The 17,840-nt window shown below is 71.2% G+C and carries 17 protein-coding genes and 1 tRNA gene; 12 read left to right on the top strand and 6 right to left on the bottom strand.

The window, feature by feature from the left end:
• Positions 1–1,089 carry an S-(hydroxymethyl)mycothiol dehydrogenase gene (locus AC1P0E_RS05685; RefSeq protein ID WP_482741044.1) on the top strand — a complete coding sequence of 363 codons (1,089 nt, stop codon included), beginning with the start codon at positions 1–3 and terminating at the stop codon, positions 1,087–1,089.
• A complete protein-coding gene (locus AC1P0E_RS05680; protein WP_482741043.1) occupies positions 1,086–1,730 on the top strand; it encodes an MBL fold metallo-hydrolase in 645 nt (214 codons plus the stop codon). The genes AC1P0E_RS05685 and AC1P0E_RS05680 overlap by 4 nt, the downstream gene beginning before the upstream one ends.
• 39 nt (positions 1,731–1,769) lie before the next feature.
• Here AC1P0E_RS05680 and AC1P0E_RS05675 read toward each other — a convergent pair.
• A tRNA-Leu gene (locus tag AC1P0E_RS05675) sits at positions 1,770–1,857 on the bottom strand.
• Between the two features lie 137 nt (positions 1,858–1,994).
• On the opposite strand from AC1P0E_RS05675, the gene AC1P0E_RS05670 reads away from it, so the two are divergent.
• The 3 genes from AC1P0E_RS05670 (at position 1,995) to AC1P0E_RS05660 (ending at position 4,653) form a co-directional block, all read left to right on the top strand.
• The gene (locus tag AC1P0E_RS05670) at positions 1,995–3,329 is read left to right on the top strand and encodes a M20/M25/M40 family metallo-hydrolase (protein WP_482741042.1); all 1,335 of its coding nucleotides are present in this window, start codon (positions 1,995–1,997) and stop codon (positions 3,327–3,329) included.
• Positions 3,330–3,508: 179 nt separating this feature from the next.
• Positions 3,509–3,742 carry a chaplin ChpH gene (gene chpH / locus AC1P0E_RS05665; RefSeq protein WP_482741041.1) on the top strand — a complete coding sequence of 78 codons (234 nt, stop codon included), beginning with the start codon at positions 3,509–3,511 and terminating at the stop codon, positions 3,740–3,742.
• Positions 3,743–3,888: 146 nt separating this feature from the next.
• Complete coding sequence (locus AC1P0E_RS05660; RefSeq protein ID WP_482741040.1) at positions 3,889–4,653, top strand: chaplin; 765 nt, start codon at positions 3,889–3,891, stop codon at positions 4,651–4,653.
• An 81-nt stretch (positions 4,654–4,734) separates the two neighbouring features.
• Here the strand turns inward: AC1P0E_RS05660 and AC1P0E_RS05655 are convergent, their stop codons facing one another.
• Positions 4,735–4,923, bottom strand: coding sequence for a DUF5703 family protein (locus AC1P0E_RS05655; RefSeq protein WP_111666225.1), 189 nt, complete (start codon positions 4,921–4,923; stop codon positions 4,735–4,737).
• Positions 4,924–4,970: 47 nt separating this feature from the next.
• On the opposite strand from AC1P0E_RS05655, the gene AC1P0E_RS05650 reads away from it, so the two are divergent.
• Positions 4,971–5,666 (top strand): hypothetical protein, encoded by a 696-nt coding sequence (locus AC1P0E_RS05650; protein WP_482741039.1) that lies wholly within the window; start codon positions 4,971–4,973, stop codon positions 5,664–5,666.
• Between the two features lie 33 nt (positions 5,667–5,699).
• On the opposite strand, the gene AC1P0E_RS05645 is transcribed toward AC1P0E_RS05650, so the two are convergent.
• Both AC1P0E_RS05645 and AC1P0E_RS05640 read right to left on the bottom strand, forming a co-directional pair.
• Complete coding sequence (locus AC1P0E_RS05645) at positions 5,700–8,003, bottom strand: helix-hairpin-helix domain-containing protein (protein WP_482745660.1); 2,304 nt, start codon at positions 8,001–8,003, stop codon at positions 5,700–5,702.
• A gap of 476 nt (positions 8,004–8,479) precedes the next feature.
• Positions 8,480–9,463 (bottom strand): aldo/keto reductase, encoded by a 984-nt coding sequence (locus tag AC1P0E_RS05640; protein ID WP_482741038.1) that lies wholly within the window; start codon positions 9,461–9,463, stop codon positions 8,480–8,482.
• 187 nt (positions 9,464–9,650) lie between these two features.
• On the opposite strand from AC1P0E_RS05640, the gene AC1P0E_RS05635 reads away from it, so the two are divergent.
• Together AC1P0E_RS05635 and AC1P0E_RS05630 are read left to right on the top strand one after the other, a co-directional pair.
• Positions 9,651–10,700 carry an LLM class F420-dependent oxidoreductase gene (locus AC1P0E_RS05635; RefSeq protein ID WP_482741037.1) on the top strand — a complete coding sequence of 350 codons (1,050 nt, stop codon included), beginning with the start codon at positions 9,651–9,653 and terminating at the stop codon, positions 10,698–10,700.
• Positions 10,701–10,958: 258 nt separating this feature from the next.
• Positions 10,959–11,747 carry a ferritin-like domain-containing protein gene (locus AC1P0E_RS05630; protein ID WP_482741036.1) on the top strand — a complete coding sequence of 263 codons (789 nt, stop codon included), beginning with the start codon at positions 10,959–10,961 and terminating at the stop codon, positions 11,745–11,747.
• 36 nt (positions 11,748–11,783) lie between these two features.
• On the opposite strand, the gene corA is transcribed toward AC1P0E_RS05630, so the two are convergent.
• Positions 11,784–12,776, bottom strand: a complete 993-nt coding sequence (gene corA / locus AC1P0E_RS05625) for a magnesium/cobalt transporter CorA (RefSeq protein ID WP_482741035.1) — start codon at positions 12,774–12,776, stop codon at positions 11,784–11,786.
• A gap of 59 nt (positions 12,777–12,835) precedes the next feature.
• Here corA and AC1P0E_RS05620 point away from each other — a divergent pair, with 59 nt between their 5' ends.
• From AC1P0E_RS05620 to mshC, 4 genes are all read left to right on the top strand, one after another.
• Positions 12,836–13,522 carry a histidine phosphatase family protein gene (locus tag AC1P0E_RS05620; RefSeq protein WP_482741034.1) on the top strand — a complete coding sequence of 229 codons (687 nt, stop codon included), beginning with the start codon at positions 12,836–12,838 and terminating at the stop codon, positions 13,520–13,522.
• Between the two features lie 86 nt (positions 13,523–13,608).
• Entirely contained in the window at positions 13,609–14,199 is a 591-nt protein-coding gene (locus AC1P0E_RS05615; protein ID WP_138894543.1) for a DUF3090 domain-containing protein, read from the top strand.
• Complete coding sequence (locus AC1P0E_RS05610; RefSeq protein ID WP_482741033.1) at positions 14,163–15,005, top strand: SCO1664 family protein; 843 nt, start codon at positions 14,163–14,165, stop codon at positions 15,003–15,005. The genes AC1P0E_RS05615 and AC1P0E_RS05610 overlap by 37 nt, the downstream gene beginning before the upstream one ends.
• 266 nt (positions 15,006–15,271) lie before the next feature.
• A complete protein-coding gene (gene mshC / locus AC1P0E_RS05605; protein WP_482741032.1) occupies positions 15,272–16,501 on the top strand; it encodes a cysteine--1-D-myo-inosityl 2-amino-2-deoxy-alpha-D-glucopyranoside ligase in 1,230 nt (409 codons plus the stop codon).
• A 170-nt stretch (positions 16,502–16,671) separates the two neighbouring features.
• Here the strand turns inward: mshC and AC1P0E_RS05600 are convergent, their stop codons facing one another.
• Positions 16,672–17,703 carry a PAC2 family protein gene (locus tag AC1P0E_RS05600; protein WP_482741031.1) on the bottom strand — a complete coding sequence of 344 codons (1,032 nt, stop codon included), beginning with the start codon at positions 17,701–17,703 and terminating at the stop codon, positions 16,672–16,674.
• Positions 17,704–17,840: the final 137 nt, after the last annotated feature.

Raw genomic sequence — 17,840 nt, 5'->3', positions numbered from 1 at the left:
ATGACACAGCAGGTCCAAGGCGTAATCGCCCCAGGGAAGAACGAACCGGTGCGGGTGGAGACCGTCCTCGTGCCGGACCCGGGGCCGGGCGAGGCCGTGGTCAGGATCCAGGCGTGCGGCGTCTGCCACACCGACCTGCACTACAAGCAGGGCGGCATCAACGACGACTTCCCCTTCCTCCTCGGCCACGAGGCGGCGGGCATCGTCGAGTCGGTCGGCGAGGACGTCACCGACGTCGCCCCCGGCGACTTCGTCGTCCTCAACTGGCGCGCGGTGTGCGGCCAGTGCCGGGCCTGTCTGCGCGGCCGTCCCCAGTACTGCTTCGACACTCACAACGCCAAGCAGAAGATGACCCTGCTCGACGGCACCGAGCTGTCCCCGGCGCTCGGCATCGGCGCGTTCGCAGAGAAGACCCTCGTCGCGGCCGGCCAGTGCACCAAGGTCGACCCGTCCGTCTCACCGGCCGTCGCGGGCCTGCTCGGCTGCGGCGTCATGGCCGGCATCGGCGCGGCCATCAACACCGGCCAGGTCGGCCGCGGCGACTCGGTCGCCGTCATCGGCTGCGGCGGTGTCGGCGACGCGGCGATCGTGGGCGCCAGGCTCGCGGGCGCGGCGAAGATCATCGCGGTCGACATCGACGACCGCAAGCTTCGGACCGCCCGCACCATGGGCGCCACCCACACCGTCAACTCCCGCTCCACCGACCCCGTCGACGCCATCCGCGAGCTCACCGGCGGATTCGGCGCCGACGTCGTCATCGAGGCGGTGGGCCGCCCCGAGACGTACAAGCAGGCCTTCTACTCCCGGGACCTGGCCGGCACCGTCGTCCTCGTCGGCGTCCCCACCCCCGACATGCGGCTCGAGCTCCCGCTCATCGACGTCTTCGGCCGCGGCGGAGCCCTCAAGTCGTCCTGGTACGGCGACTGCCTGCCCTCCCGCGACTTCCCGATGCTGATCGACCTGCACCAGCAGGGCCGCATCGACCTCGCCGCCTTCGTCACCGAGACCATCGGCCTCGGCGACATCGAGAAGGCCTTCGCGCGCATGCACGAGGGCGACGTACTGCGATCGGTGGTGGAATTCGCATGACATCCGCATCCGCATCCGCCCGCATCGACCACCTGGTCACCTCGGGCACCTTCTCCCTCGACGGCGGCACCTGGGACGTCGACAACAACGTCTGGATCGTCGGTGACGACAACGAAGCGATCGTCATCGACGCCGCCCACGACGCGGACGCCATCGCCGCCGCGCTCGGCGGCCGTACCCTGCGCGCCATCGTCTGCACGCACGCCCACAACGACCACATCGACGCCGCACCGGCGCTCGCCGCCGCCACCGGCGCCCCGATCCTGCTCCACCCCGACGACCTGCCGCTGTGGAAGCACACTCACCCGGACCGAGCCCCCGACGGCGAGCTCACCGACGGCCAGAGGATCGACGTCGCCGGCACCACGCTGACCGTTCTGCACACCCCGGGCCACGCGCCCGGCGCGGTCTGCCTGTACGCCCAGGACCTGGCGACCGTCTTCACCGGCGACACCCTCTTCCAGGGCGGGCCCGGTGCCACCGGGCGGTCCTTCTCGGACTTCCCGACGATCGTCGGCTCGATCCGCGACCGGCTGCTCACCCTGCCGCCGGAGACCGGGGTACGTACGGGCCACGGCGACCCGACCACCATCGGCGCCGAGGCCCCGCACTTGGAGGAGTGGATCGCCAGGGGGCACTGAGAAACAGAAAAACCCCCAGTTCGACTGGGGGTTTTTCGCTGGTGTCCGAGGGGGGACTTGAACCCCCACGCCCGATAAAGGGCACTAGCACCTCAAGCTAGCGCGTCTGCCATTCCGCCACCCGGACAAGGTGTCTGTCTCGCGGCCCTGGGCCGTTCCGACGTGGAAAACCATAGCAAACATTCAGACCCCCTGATCACACCCCCTTGCCGGGCAGCGGGAGGATGAGAGGGACCACCAGCACAGCCAGTGGGAGGAAGCAGCGTGAGCGAGTCGAAGAGGGCCGGCCAGGACAGGACGGTCCGGGGCGAGGACGAGGTCGTCGATCTCTGCCGGGACCTGATCAGGATCGACACCAGCAATTACGGAGACCACTCGGGGCCGGGGGAGCGCGCGGCGGCGGAGTACATCGCGGAGAAGCTCGCCGAGGTCGGGCTCGAACCGCAGATCTTCGAGTCCCATCCGGGACGGGCCTCCACCGTGGCCAGGATCGAGGGCGAGGACCCGTCCAAGCCCGCGCTGCTCATCCACGGGCACACCGACGTCGTACCGGCCAACGCCCAGGACTGGACCCACGACCCCTTCGCGGGCGAGATCGCGGACGGCTGTGTGTGGGGCCGGGGCGCGGTCGACATGAAGGACATGGACGCGATGACCCTCGCGGTCGTACGGGAGCGGATGCGCAGCGGCCGCAAGCCCCCGCGCGACGTCGTACTGGCCTTCCTCGCCGACGAGGAGGCGGGCGGTACGTACGGGGCGCGGCATCTCGTCGACAAGCATCCCGGGCTCTTCGAGGGCGTCACCGAGGCGATCGGCGAGGTCGGCGGCTTCTCCTTCACCGTCAACGAGAACCTGCGGCTGTATCTCGTCGAGACGGCGCAGAAGGGCATGCACTGGATGCGGCTCACCGTGGACGGCACGGCCGGTCACGGCTCGATGACCAACAACGACAACGCGATCACCGAGCTGTGCGAGGCCGTGGGGCGGCTCGGGCGGCACAAGTGGCCGGTCAGGATGACCAAGACCGTACGGTCCTTCCTGGACGAGCTCTCCGACGCGCTCGGCACCCCGCTCGACCCCGAGGACATGGAGGCGACGCTCGCGAAGCTCGGCGGCATCGCGAAGATGATCGGCGCCACACTGCGCAACTCGGCCGCCCCGACCATGCTCGGCGCCGGCTACAAGGTGAACGTCATCCCGGGGCAGGCGACCGCGCACGTCGACGGGCGCTTCCTGCCCGGGTACGAGGACGAGTTCCTTGCCGACCTCGACCGGATCCTCGGCCCGCGCGTGCGGCGCGAGGACGTGCACGGAGACAAGGCCCTGGAGACCAGCTTCGACGGTGACCTCGTCGACGCGATGCAGGTGGCGCTGAGGGCCGAGGACCCCATCGCGCGGGCCGTCCCGTACATGCTCTCCGGCGGCACCGACGCCAAGTCCTTCGACGATCTGGGGATCCGCTGCTTCGGCTTCGCGCCGCTGAAGCTGCCGCCCGAGCTGGACTTCGCCGGGATGTTCCACGGCGTGGACGAGCGGGTTCCGGTCGACGGGCTGAAGTTCGGTGTACGCGTCCTGGACCGCTTCCTGGACAACTGCTGATGAGACAAGTGCTGATGGGACAAGTGCTGAAACGACTTTCCAACTAATCGGCCGGACGTGCTATTTGACTGAAAAGAGTGAATGAAACCATAGGCTAGTAGCCCCATTGCTTTCCCTTCGTTACAAGGTGTGCGGTCCGCGGCTGGGATCGCATTCGTTGCCTACAAGGAGGAAAAGTAATGATCAAGAAGGTCGTCGCTGCTGCGGCTGCTACTGGTGGTCTGATTCTCGCCGGGGCGGGCATGGCCGTCGCCGATTCGGGTGCCCAGGGTGCTGCGGTCAAGTCCCCCGGCGTGCTTTCGGGCAACGTCGTTCAGGCCCCGATTCACGTGCCGGTGAACGTGTGCGGCAACACGGTCTCCGTGATCGGGCTGCTGAACCCCGCCTTCGGCAACACCTGCGTCAACAAGTGACGTTGCGCATGAACCCGTAAGGGTCTGAGTCCCGGGCGGCCCCGGAGTGCGCTCCATGCACTCCGGGGCCGCTGGGCATTCGGCCCGCGGCAGGCGACAACGTCCCGCGGGCATTCGGTGAAGGCTAAAGGCAGAGGAACGTACCAATGCGTCAGGTAACGCGAAAGAGCCTGATCACCATGGCGGCCGCGAGTGGTCTGCTGGCCATGAGCGGCGGCAACGCGCACGCCGACTCGGGGGCCCAGGGGTCGGCGTCGGACTCCCCGGGCGTACTCTCCGGGAATTCCGTGCAGGCTCCGGTGCATGTCCCGGTCAATGTGTGCGGGAACACCGTGAACGTGATCGGCGTGCTCAATCCGGCCATGGGCAACAACTGCGTCAACGAGTCGAAGGGCTCCGGGCCCGGCAAGAAGCACGGCGGCGGATCGGCGGCCGAGGGCCACACGAGCGACTCGCCCGGTGTCGGCTCGGGCAACAACGTCCAGGCACCGGTCCACGTACCCGTGAACGCCTGTGGGAACACGGTCACCGTCGGCGGCCTCGGCAACACCGCCACGGGCAACGACTGCGCCAACGACTCCACCGGGACCCCGCCGGGTCCCGGCACCGAGCAGCCTCCGGGCAAGCCGGGGAAGCCTGGCAAGCCGGGGAAGCCGGTGGAGCCCACGGAGCCGGGCACTCCGGCAGAGCCCACGGAGCCCGGCGTGCCCGCCGACCCGGACGAGCCCGCGACGCCCGGCAAGCCGGACAGCCCGAACGGCCCGGACACCCAGACCGTCACCCAGCCCAAGGGCAGCGACGTGCTCGCGCAGACCGGCGCCGGCGCTCCGCTCGGCGTGGTGATCCCGGCCGGCGCGGGGCTGCTGCTGGCCGGCGCGGTGCTGTACCGCCGGTCGCGCTCAGCGGCGTAAGGCAGGAAATTCCGCCGGCACGTCGGCACTTCCGGCGCGGGAAACGGAGCGGGCCCCGCGATCGCGGGGCCCGCTCCGTCTTCACCAGGTGGCGCGCACCTGTCGGATGATGCGCCTGCGCAGCCGCACACGGCGGCTGCCGTCCCGGCGCAGACTCAGTCGGTCCAACTCCCAGTGTCCGTACTCGGCATGGTCGGTCAGCAGACGCGTCGCATCCTTGCGGGAGACCCCGCGTGGCACGTACACGTCGACAAATTCGTATTCCGGCATCGCATCTATTGTGCAAGCTGCGCCCCAGTACGGATAGCGTCTGCACTATGTCTGATGCTGCGCAGCCCACCGCTGCCGAGGTACGCGCCGCCGCCGAGGCGGTCAAAGTCGCGCTCGACCGTCACCTCGACGCGGTCGAACGCCGCACCGGGGACGACGACCCCGCCGTCTATGACGCGTTCAACGAGCTTGCCGCGGCCGCCGAGGCGTACGACGAGCGGCTCTACGACCGCTACGACGAGGTCACCCCCTTCGAGATTCCGGGGTCCGACGACTCCCTGCCGCCTTACACCGGGCCCGAGGAGCCCAATGCGGTGAGCGTGCTGATCCGCCGGGACTACGCGGTGGTGGAGACCCAGCGGCTGCTCGCCCAGGCGCAGCGGATCGCCGACCTGGACCCGGACGTCGACGCCCCGGCGATCGAGGTCGAGCTCGATACCGACGTCGACGCCGAGGAGCGCGGCAACGCGGTGGCGATCGTCGGCGGTAGCGTCCATGCCGCGCTCGGCGTGCTCTTCGGCGAGTACGAACCGGATGAAATCGCTTCCCGGCACAAGGAATTCGGCCTGGAGGAGGGCGACTCCACACTGTGGGTGGCAGCCTCGGACGACCTGCCCGAGCCGGGGGAGTGGCTGAGCGCCCCCTTCGACCAGGCCGATCCGCAGCGGGTCGTGTGCCGTTTCGACGTCAGCTCGGTCTTCGACGACGAGTTCGACGAGACCGACGGTCCCGACCAGGTCTGACGAGCTCCGACCAGGCCCGACCGCCGGCCTCTGTCACACCTCTACGGGGCCGGGCTCCTGCGCGCCCGGCGACTCGGCAGGGGGCTGGAGCAGCGTGCGCAGGCGCGTGGTGCGCGGTCGGTCCGGGATTTCGGTCACCGCGCGCGGCAGCGCCTGGTCGACGCCGTGGACCACGGACAGGTGCCGCTCGCCGCGGCTGAACGCGGTGTAGATCCACGGGCGGCTCAGCGCCGGGGCGGCGTCGCCGGGCAGGACGACCACGACGGCGGGCCACCGCATCCCGGTCGCCTGGTGGGCGGTGAGCGCCCACGCGTGCCGCACCGTGGTCTCCACTCTCTCCTTGGCCACGACGACGGGCGTGCCCTCGCAGTCGAGATGCAGGCCGTCGGCGTCCGCCGAAACGACCGTGCCGGGCAGCGTCCTGCCGGGCGCCGGGACGTACGCGATCCGGTCCGCCGGGTCGAAGCCGCCGAACCGGCCCGGGCCGGGGTTGAGCCGCTGCTTGAGCGCGGCGTTCAGCGCGCGGGTTCCCGCGGAGCCGCCGTGTCCGGGGGTGATCACCTGGGTCTGGGCCGGGGACACCCCGAAGGCGCGCGGCACCGAATCGGCGACCAGCTGGACGGTACGGTGCACGGCCTCGCCCGCGTCGCGGACCGGCACGATCACCACCTCCTTGCCGGGCGCCTCGACCTGGTTCAGCTCCCCGATCCCGATGCCGGAGACCAGCTCGCCGATCGGGCCCGGATCGGGCGTACGCGAGACGACGTGCGGACACGCGCGGGCGGCCAGCAGGTCGGCGAAGACCCGGCCGGCGCCGGCCGACGACAGCACGCCGGGGTCGCCGCTGAGAACGAGCCTGGTGCCGTCCGCCAGCGACTCCACGAGGATCGCGGCGTTCTCCACGTCCAGCTGCGGGGCGTCCAGCACGATCAGCACGTCGAGGGCGAGAGCGCCGTCCTCGTCCCGGCCGGGGCCTTCCGTCCCGGCGAGCAGACCGGAGACGGTGACCGAGCCCGACGCGTCGTCGATCGCGGCGGCGAGGCGGCGGCGGCCGTCGGCACTGTGCGACGCGGCGTACGCCCGCAGGCCCAGCCCGCGTGCCACGGCCACCAGCGCGGCCGGTTCGGCGCGGGCGGCCTCGCCACCGCTGTGGGCCACCAGGCCGTTGGCCGCGACGGCGCGGATCAGCTCGGCGGCGGAGGGTGAGACCGGCCCCGGGTCCCAATCGCCCGCCCCTGCCGCGCCGTTGCCGAACGTACTGGCCAGTCGGGCGAGGCCGTCGGCGAGGCTTTCCTCGGCGAGGGCGTACCGGTCGAGCCCGAGCAGCACCTCCACGGCCTCGTCGCTGTCGGCGGCCTCGGAGGCATGGCCGTCCCCGCCGTCGTGCGCACCGTCCTGGAAGACGAGTACCACTCCCTCGGCGACGGCGTGCTGAATGGCCTCGTCCGGGTCGGGCACCTTGTGCTCGGTCAGCGCCTTGCGGACGGCGCCCGACGCCAGGGCGGTGTGGCCCTGGACCGCCGCCCGCTCCAGGAGCCAGCCGACGAGCGCCGAGGTCCGGCGTTCGTCGCCGGGCCCGCACTCCGCCCCGAGCAGGGCGCGCGCGAATCCGTCGGCCTGTTCGGGCCGCACTCCCGGCACGGAGAGCAGCTGCCACGGGTCGTCGCGCAGCACTTGCGCGGCCTGTTCCCCGAGTACGGCCGCGACGGGCCCGGCCAGCGCCTCGGGAGCACCGCCCTCGGCCAGCACGGCCTGTACGGAAGCCACGGCCTCGGGCGCGACGGCGACGGGCTCCGCCGCCTGGGCAGCGCGCGGCGGCGCCGGAGTGGTAGCGGGCGCCACGCGGCGGGGTGCGGGCGCCGGGGACGCGAAGAACGCGTCCCCGGACTTGGCGCCGCTCTCCACGGCCCGTACGGCCGCGAGCAGATCGGCGGCCTGCCCGCTCAGCTTGGCCCCGGCCTCGACGGGCGCGGGCTTCTCGGCCTTGCGTCGCTCGATCCGCTCCCGCAGTGCACGCTGAGCGGCAATCTCAGCCTCGGCCTCGGACAACTGCGGCACGACAGGCGCCTTTTCACCCTCCGCCGCGCCTTCGGTGGTCCCGGCCGGGCGGCTCGCGGCGCCGGAGGGACTGTCGTCGCCGTCGGCGGACAGGTTTCCGGCGTCCACCAGATCCTCGCCGCCACCCTCCGAGGGCTCCTCGCCGTCCGCAGCGCCCGCGCCGGTGTCCGTCGAGCGGCCGGGTGCTTCCGCAGGGCTGTCACCGTCACGGGCGGATGGCCTTTCGTCGCCCGCCGCGTCCTCGTCGGAACCGCGCGCGTGCCCTGCGACCTCGCCCAGGCCCGCGTCATGCCCCTCCGAGGGCTCCTCGCCGTCCGCAGCGCCCGCGCCGGTGCCCTCCGGACGACCTGTGGAGGCGCCGTCGCCGTCGGCGGATGGCGCTTCGGCGTCCGCCGGGTCGGTGCCGGCGCCGGCTGAATGCCCTGCGGTGTCCTCGGCGGCGACCGCCGGATGGCCTTCGCTGTCCGTTCCGTCTGCTGAGTGCGGGGTGTTGTCGGCGTGCACGTCGGTACCTGCGTTCTCAATCGCGTCCGTCGGGGCCGCTGCCGCACGCGCGGCGCTCGCGGCGGCCAAGGCGTCGGATCCGGGGCCGGTCGCCGGCCCCGTGGTGCCGGGCTCGGTGTGCGGCTTCGCGTCGTCCCCGGCGGGGCCCGGTGCCGGGACCGTCGGCTCGGCGGCCGGCTCGGTGCCGACCGCCGCGGTGGTGTCGCGGGGTTCGGCCGGGGGTCCGGGGGTTGCCCCCCGGGGAAGCGCAGTCACAGCGTGCTCCAGTCCTGGTCGGGATAGCGGTGCACGGGCGCCGACACGTCGTCGAGCGCCTGGCAGATCTCGTCTGGAAGACTAAGCGCCTCCACTGACAATGCCGCCGCGAGCTGCTGCGCGTTGCGCGCGCCCACGATCGGGGCGACCACGCCGGGCCGGTCGCGGACCCACGCGAGGGCCACCTGGAGCGGGGTCGTGGCGAGCCCGTCCGCGGCCGTCGCGACCGCGTCCACGATGCGGCTCGCCGCGTCGTCGAGGTACGGCGCGACGAACCCGGAGAGGTGCTCCGACCCGCCGCGCGAGTCCGGCGGAACGGTGCGCCGGTACTTGCCCGTGAGCACGCCCCGGCCGAGCGGCGACGACGGCAGCAGACCGACCCCCAGATCGAGCGCAGCCGGCAGCACCTCCCGCTCCACACCGCGCTGGAGCAGCGAGTACTCCATCTGCGTGCTGGCGAGCCGGGTGCGTACACCGGGCGCCGCGAGCTGCCAGGTCGCGGCCTTCGCCAGCTGCCAGCCGGAGAAGTTGGAGACTCCCGCGTACCGCGCCCGGCCACTGCCGACCGCGATGTCGAGCGCCTGGAGCGTCTCGTCGAGCGGCGTCGCCGAGTCGAAGGCGTGCACCTGCCACACGTCGACGTAGTCCGTGCCGAGCCGCTCCAGCGACCCGTCGAGCGCCGCCAGCAGATGGCCGCGCGAACCGTCGAAGCGCCGGTCGGGGTCGGGCACACTGCCCGCCTTGGTCGCGATGACCAGATCCCGCCGCGGAACGAGCCGCTCGACGAGCTGCCCGAGCAGATACTCCGCCTCGCCGTCGCCGTACACGTCCGCCGTGTCGACGAGCGTGCCGCCCGCGTCCCAGAAAGCCTTCAACACGTCGGCGGCGTCGTGCTCGTCGGTGTCCCGGCCCCACGTGAGGGTGCCCAGCCCGATTCTCGATACGCGCAGGCCCGTGCGGCCGAGATGCCTCTGCTCCATGGGCGCGAGATTACTGGCCAGGGGCCCGGCGGCAGGAGTCCTGTGGACAAGTCCTGTGGACAAGAGTCGCGGGCACCATGTCTCCCAGCGCCCCGCCGTCCGGTGCGGAACGCCCACTGACGGATCGCGGCCCCGCGCGCTAGAGTCCCCGACAACAGGGACGTTACTGATCAGTAAGGGGAGCGGCATGCGGCTCGGCATCAACCTCGGTTACTGGGGCGCGGGGATGGACGGCGACAATCTCGCCGTCGCCCAGGAAGCGGACCGGCTCGGCTACGACGTCTGCTGGGCCGCCGAGGCCTACGGCTCGGACGCCGCCACCGTCCTCTCCTGGGTCGCCGCCCAGACCGAGAGCATCGACGTCGGCTCCGCGATCTTCCAGATCCCGGCCCGTACGCCCGCCATGACCGCGATGACCGCCGCCACCCTCGACTCCCTTTCCGGCGGTCGCTTCCGCCTCGGCCTCGGTGTCTCGGGCCCGCAGGTCTCCGAGGGCTGGTACGGCGTCAAGTTCGACAAGCCGCTGGCCCGCACCCGCGAGTACGTCGAGATCGTCCGCAAGGCCATGACCCGCGAGCGCCTGACGTACGAGGGGCAGCACTGGACGCTGCCGCTGCCCGACGGCCCCGGCAAGCCGCTGAAGCTCACGGTCCACCCGCAGCGCGAGCACATCCCGCTCTACATCGCCGCGATCGGCCCCAAGAACCTGGAGCAGACCGGCGGGATCGCCGACGGCGCGCTGCTGATCTTCCCCTCCGCCGAGCACATCGAGGAGACCGCGCTCCAGCACATCCGCGCGGGCCGCGAGAAGGCCGGCAAGAGCATGGACGGCTTCGACGTCTGCCCCACCCTGCCGCTCGCGGTCGGTGACGACGTCAACGCGCTGGCCGACATGTTCCGTCCGTACACCGCCCTGTACGTCGGCGGCATGGGCAGCCGCAAGCAGAACTTCTACAATCAGCTCGCGCAGCGCATGGGCTACGAGAAGGAAGCCGCCGAGATCCAGGACAAGTACCTGACGGGCGACAAGAAGGGCGCGGCCGCCGCCATTCCGCACCGGCTGATCGACCAGACGACCCTGCTCGGCTCCGTGGAGCGGATCGCCGAGCGGATGCAGGCGTACGCCGCGGCCGGAGTCACGACGCTGACGCTGGCCCCGGCGGGCTTCACGCTCGAGGAGCGGATCACCGCCCTGCGCGCCGGCACCGACGCCCTGGAGCGCTCCGGCCTGGCGTAACCCGGCGGGTGGGAAACCCGGCGGGTTGGGAAAACAGAAGGAAAGTCTGCGGCCGTGGTGGGGGCTCGGGGGGTCTTCCCCGCCACGGCCGTCACGCACAACAACGCCTCACGGCCCGTTGGGGTTACGCGCCCGTACCACCCCCGGGGTTCATTCGTCCGGCTGAGTTGACCGGCGCACCTGTTGCCTGCCGTCCCGTACCGCTCTTGACTTGTTCTTTGCGGACGTCTGCACGGAGGTTCACCGGAGGTATCAGTGATGCTGTCGGCCCGAAGTCTCTTCCAGGAAATTCTCGACAACGACGATTCCTTCCAGCTCTTCTGCTCCATAGCCGCCGGCGGCGAGACCCAGGGCGGCTGGGAGAACGGCCGGATCGCCGCCCTTGCGCCCGAGGGCATGAGGCACCTCGCCCCGAAGATCACCCGGCACGGCGCCGACGAGGACAAGCACGGGCGGCTCTTCAACGCCCTGCTCAAGAAGCGGGAGCTCGGCCCGGTCCCCGTCCCGCCGGAGACCGACTACACGATGCTGCTGGAACGGCGCGGCATCGGCCTCGCCCACGACAAGCTCCGCCGCGACGAGCCGCTGACCGAGGAGGACATCCTCGTCTACCTCTCGCACAGCCGGGTGACCGAACAGCGGGCCGCGGACCAGATGGACATGCTGGTCAAGTACTTCGGCGACCACCCCGAGGCGGGCAGGCCCCTCAGGATGATCTGCCACGACGAGGAGAACCACCTCGCGTACTGCCACGAGGAGCTGCTCGGGCTGGCCCGCGCGGGACACGGCCGTACGATCCAGCGCGTCCTGCGCGAGTGCGCCTTGGCGGAGTGCCGCGTCTACCGGGACGTCAGCCTTGCCGTCATGGCCCACATGGGGCGCATCCTGAAGTGGCCGAAGTCCAAGTCCGCCGTGCTCACCGCCGGCATCCACGCCGTGTACGCGTACGAGCGTCTCGGCGGCTGGCGGCGCATGGTGAGCCTGTCGATGCCGGAGCGGCGCGACGCGCTGGGCGGCCCCGCGACGTCCGCCGCCGGACTCGTCTGAAGGGCGCGGCCGCGGCCGCCCCGCCAGAGAGCCGGCTCAGAGCCAGCCGCGGCGTTTGAACAGCCGGTACAGGCCGATCTCGCACATCACCATCAGCACGATCACGGCCGGATACGCCCACACCCAGGTCAGCTCGGGCATGTGGTCGAAGTTCATGCCGTAGACCCCCGCGACCATCGTCGGTACGGCGGCCATCGCCGCCCACGCCGAGATCTTGCGCATGTCGTCGTTCTGCCGCACGCTCATCTGCGCGAGATGGGCGGACAGGATGTCGGACAGCAGCCGGTCGAGCCCGTCCACCTGCTCGTTCGCTCGCGTGAGGTGGTCACTGACGTCCCGGAAGAACGGCTGCGCTTGCTCGTCGACGAACGGCAGCCCCGGACTCGACAGTCGCAGCATGGGCTGGGCGAGCGGCCCCGTCGCACGGCGGAATTCGAGCACCTGCCGCTTGAACGTGTAGATCCGCGCGGCCGTGTTCTTGGAGTCGCGGCCGACCGGCGCGAACACCTCCGCCTCCAGCTCCTCCAGGTCGGTCTGCAGCTCCGCGCCGACCTCTATGTAGTAGTCGACGACGGCGTCGCTCACGGCGTACAGCACGGCGGTCGGACCGTGCCCCAGGACTTCGGGTTCGGCTTCGAGGCGGTGGCGTACGGCGGCGAGCGGAGCGCCCTCGCCGTGCCGCACCGTCACCACGAACGAGTCGCCCACGAAGACCATCAGCTCGCCCGTCGTCACGGTGTCGCTCTCCGGTTCGTAGATCACCGGTTTCAGCACCGCGAAGAGCGAGTCGTCGTACACCTCCAGCTTGGGCCGCTGGTGGGCGCGCAGCGCGTCCTCGACGGCCAGCGGGTGCAGGCCGAACTCGCTGCTCACGAGAGCGAATTCCTTCTCGGTCGGCTCGTGCAGCCCGATCCACAAGAAGGCGTCGCCGGTGGTCCGCGCCTCGAAGAGGGCGTCGGAGAAGTCGGAGGGGCCTTCGGTGCGGCGCCCTTCCCGGTAGATGGCGCAGTCGACGATCACGGCGCGCATTCTCCCCCGGTACGGGTCCGGGCACACCCCGGAGCGGTCTTCCGCCTAGGCTGGCGGCCATGGCCACGCTGATTCTCGTACGGCACGGACGCTCCACCGCCAACACCGCCGGGCTGCTCGCCGGCTGGACACCGGGTGTCACCCTCGACGAGCGCGGCGCCGCACAGGCGGCCGCGCTGCCCGGCAGGCTGGCCGACGTGCCGCTCGCCGCCGCCGTCACCAGCCCCCTCGAACGCTGCCGCGAGACCCTGCAGCCGCTGCTCGACGCGCGGCCCGGGCTGCCGCTGCACACCGACGAGCGGATAGGGGAGTGCCACTACGGCGACTGGTCGGGCCGCAAGCTCGCCGAGCTCTCCGACGAGCCGCTGATGGCCGCCGTACAACAGCACCCCTCCTCCGTGACGTTCCCGGGCGGTGAGTCGATGCGCGCCATGCAGGCCCGCGCGGTCGACGCCGTACGGGACTGGAACGCGCGCATCGAGGCCGAGCACGGCGAAGACGCGGTCTATCTCATGTGTTCGCACGGCGACATCATCAAGTCCGTCGTCGCGGACGCACTCGGCCTTCATCTTGACCTCTTCCAGCGGATTCACGTGGACCCGTGTTCCCTGACGGCCATCCGGTACACCGGTCTCCGCCCCTTTCTTGTGCGCCTCGGCGACACGGGGGACCTCTCCTCGCTGGCGCCGCGTGAGAGCGCCAGTGACGGGGACGCGGCCGTAGGGGGCGGCGCAGGCGCACCGTGATCGCTCCGCGCAGTAGGGTGGACGCGCCCCAAGACCGCGCATACAGACGATTTCAGGGCAGTGACGAGTTCAAGGGAGATCAGGACGTGTCCCGTCAGGTATTCCTCTACGACCCGCCGGACCGCTTTGTGGCCGGTACGGTCGGGCTGCCTGGACGCCGTACGTTCTTCCTGCAGGCATCCGCGGCCGGCCGCGTCACCAGCGTGGCCCTGGAAAAGACCCAGGTGGCCGCGCTCGCCGAACGGATCGACGAGCTGCTCGACGAAGTGGTACGCCGCACCGGCGGCAACGCCCCCGTGCCGGCGGTGGCTCCCGCCGACGTCACCGACAGCGCACCGCTGGACGCTCCTGTCGAGGAGGAGTTCCGCGTCGGCACGATGGCGCTCGCCTGGGACGGTGAGGAGCAGCGCATGATCGTCGAGGCGCAGGCCCTCGTCGAGCTGGACGTGGAGACGGAAGAGGATCTCGCGGAGGCTGAGGAACGGCTGCTCCAGGACGAGGAGAACGGCCCCCCGATGCTGCGGGTCCGGCTCAGCGGCGCGCAGGCCAGAGCCTTCGCCAAGCGCGCCCTGGACGTCGTCAACGCCGGCCGGCCGCCGTGCCCGCTGTGCAGCCTGCCGCTCGACCCGGAGGGACACGTATGCCCGCGCCAGAACGGATACCGCCGCGGAGCGTGACTCCGGCGCACAACGACCTCCTCACCGTGCTGGCGAAGGGGCAGCTGACGGTGCGCGGACGCGTCCGTGAGGCGTCGAACGCGGTGCTGTACTGCGGGATCGAGTACGACGGTGTATCGGCGTCCTGTGTGTACAAGCCGGTCGCCGGTGAGCGGCCGCTGTGGGACTTCCCCGACGGCACGCTCGCTCAGCGCGAGGTGGCGGCGTACGAGATCTCCGAGGCGACGGGGTGGGGCCTTGTGCCGCCGACCGTGCTGAGGGACGGTCCGTACGGCGAGGGCATGTGCCAGCTGTGGATCGAGACGCCCGGGGAAGGGTCCGACGGCGGTCTGCTGGCGCTGGTGGAAGACGAGGAGCCCGGGGAGGGCTGGAAGGCGATCGCCTTCGCCGAGGTGGGGGAGGGGCGCACGGCGCTCCTTGTGCACGCCGACGATGCACGCCTGCGGCGCCTGGCGCTGCTGGACGCGGTGATCAACAACGCCGACCGCAAGGGCGGGCACCTGCTGCCGACGGCGGACGGCAAGCTGTTCGGCATCGACCACGGGGTCACGTTCAACGTGGAGGACAAGCTCCGGACCCTGCTGTGGGGCTGGGCGGGGGAGCCGCTGACGGCCGAGGCCGTCGAGGCGCTGACCCGGCTGGCGGAGGAGCTGGCCCCGGGGCGCCCGCTCGCCACTCGTATGGCCGAGCTGATCACCCCGGCGGAGGTGGAGGCGCTGCGGGGACGGGTGACGGCGCTGCGGACCACCGGGCGCCACCCGGAGCCGAGCGGGGAGTGGCCGGCCATTCCGTGGCCCCCGGTGTAGGCGCGGGTTGCCTGCGGCGCTGTTCCCCTACCCGCCCCTTCCTTCCCGCTGTGACACGTGCCGCGCAGCGGACACATCCCCGCTCAGCGGCACTGTCCAGCCCCTCCGGCGTTTGAGGAGCGGGGTCTGGGGCAGCACCCCAGTCCGGGAAGGGGCGGGTAGGGGAAAGCCCGCCGCAGGCGGCAAGCGCAGCGCAAGAGTGGCTTACCGGACACGTTCCCGTAGCCGGTTCGTATCCGGAACGTGCGTCCGGTTACGCTCAAGGCATGCATGCCTGGCCCGCTTCTGAGGTCCCCGCCCTGCCTGGCAAGGGCCGCGACCTCCAGATCCACGACACCGCGACCAGTGGGTTGATCACCCTCGACCCCGGTCCCGTCGCCCGTATCTATGTCTGCGGCATCACGCCGTACGACGCGACCCACATCGGTCACGCGGCGACCTACAACGCGTTCGACCTCGTGCAGCGCGTGTGGCTCGACACCAAGCGTCAGGTTCATTACGTCCAGAACGTCACGGACGTAGACGATCCGCTGCTCGAGCGGGCGATCCGCGACGGACACGACTGGACCGAACTCGCGGAGCGCGAAACCGCGTTGTTCCGCGAGGACATGACCGCCCTGCGGATGCTTCCCCCGCAGCACTACATCGGCGCCGTCGAAGCGATACCCGGCATCGTGCCGCTCATCGAGCGGCTGCGGGACGCGGGCGCGGCGTACGAGCTCGAAGGGGATGTGTACTTCTCCGTCGAGGCCGACCCGCACTTCGGCGAGGTCTCCGGGCTCGACGCCGACGCGATGCGGCTGCTGTCCGCCGAGCGCGGCGGTGACCCCGAGCGCCCCGGCAAGAAGAATCCACTCGACCCGATGCTCTGGATGGCCGCCCGTGAGGGCGAGCCGAGCTGGGACGGTGCCTCGCTGGGCCTCGGCAGGCCCGGCTGGCACATCGAGTGCGTGGCGATCGCCCTGGACCACCTGGGGATGGGCTTCGACGTACAGGGCGGCGGGTCGGACCTCGCCTTCCCGCACCACGAGATGGGCGCGTCCCACGCCCAGGCGCTGACCGGTGAGTACCCGTTCGCCAAGACGTACGTACACACCGGGATGGTCGCCCTGGACGGCGCGAAGATGTCGAAGTCCAAGGGCAACCTGGTCTTCGTGTCGAAGCTGCGCCGCGACGGCGTTGACCCGGCCGCGATCCGCCTCACGCTGCTGGCGCACCACTACCGGGCCGACTGGGAGTGGACGGACCAGGTGCTCGAGGACGCCCTGGAGCGGCTCGGGCGCTGGCGCGCGGCCGTGTCCCGCCCCGACGGACCGTCCGCCGACGCCCTGGTCGAGGAGATCCGCGAGGCGCTCTCCAACGACCTCGACGCCCCGGCCGCACTCGCCGCCGTGGACCGCTGGGCCGCTCAGCAGGCGTCCGAAGGCGGTACGGACGAAGGCGCGCCCGGTGTCGTCTCGCGCGCCGTGGACGCGCTGCTCGGCGTGGCTCTCTAGTCGCCTTCCGGCCTTGCCGCCCCCGGTTCTCTCTCGGAGAGTGCCGGGGGCGGTTTCGTTCCGCTGCGGACAAATGCCCTTGTGAGATGAGGAGTTCGCTTTGACAGAGCTCTGAGCTCAGAGCACTCGTCCGACGGCTGCGGGGCAGCGCCGCCCGGCGCTGCCCCGCTTCACTCCTCCGTGGAGCCGTCCGTCCCGTCGGAGCCTTCGGCGCCTTCCGCGTCCTCCGGCGGGGCCTCGGCCTCCGTGCGCGGTGGCTTCGGGGGGCGCGTACGGCCGCTGGAGCTGTCACGCAGGTACGTGCCGGTGCCCTCGCTGCCGTCCGTCGCGTGGCCGGCGCCGGTGCCGCCCGGTCCCGGCCCGCCGTCGCGCCGTCGCAGGTACCGCTCGAACTCGCGGGCGATGGCCTCGCCCGTCGCCTCGGGAAGCTCCGCGGTGTCCCGCGCCTCCTCCAGCGACTGTACGTACTCCGCCACCTCGCTGTCCTCGGCGGCCAGTTGGTCCACGCCGACCTGCCACGCCCGTGCGTCCTCGGGCAGTTCGCCGAGCGGGATCCGCAGGTCGATGAGGTCTTCGAGGCGGTTGAGGAGCGCCAGTGTGGCCTTGGGGTTCGGCGGCTGTGACACGTAGTGCGGTACGGCGGCCCACAGGCTCACCGCCGGCACGCCCGCGTGCGTACAGGCCTCCTGGAGGATGCCGACGATGCCGGTGGGGCCTTCGTACTTGGTCTCCTCCAGATCCATGGTCCGCGCCAGATCGGCGTCCGAGGTCACGCCGCTGACCGGCACCGGCCGGGTGTGCGGGGTGTCGCCGAGCAGCGCGCCGAGGATCACGACCATCTCGACGCCCAGTTCGTGGGCGAAGCCGAGGATCTCGTTGCAGTACGAGCGCCAGCGCATGGACGGCTCGATGCCGCGGACCAGGACGAGGTCACGGGGCTTGTCGCCGCCGATGCGTACGACCGAGAGCCGTGTGGTGGGCCAGGTGATCTTGCGGACTCCGCTGTCGATGAACACCGTGGGCCGGTTGACCTGGAAGTCGTAGTAGTCCTCGGCGTCGAGCGCGGCGAAGACCTCGCCCTTCCATTCCCGCTCCAGATGCGCGACCGCGGTGGAGGCGGCGTCGCCGGCGTCGTTCCAGCCCTCGAACGCGGCCACCATGACCGGGTCGATCAGCTCGGGAACCCCCTCGAGCTCGATCACCCAGTGCCCCCTTTCGAAGTTCCCTTGTGCACGCACCAACCTTACGGCTTCCACCAGGCGCGGTGACGCCTGATGCGCATGCGGGAAGCGTGCCCGGCGCCTGCCGGATCAACCGCCGGACCTTCAGGACGGGTAAG

This window comes from Streptomyces sp. TRD_SC_5, assembly GCF_056836825.1.
The sequence above is the reverse complement of the archived record's forward strand: the minus strand, read 5'-3'. Positions and strand labels throughout refer to the sequence as shown.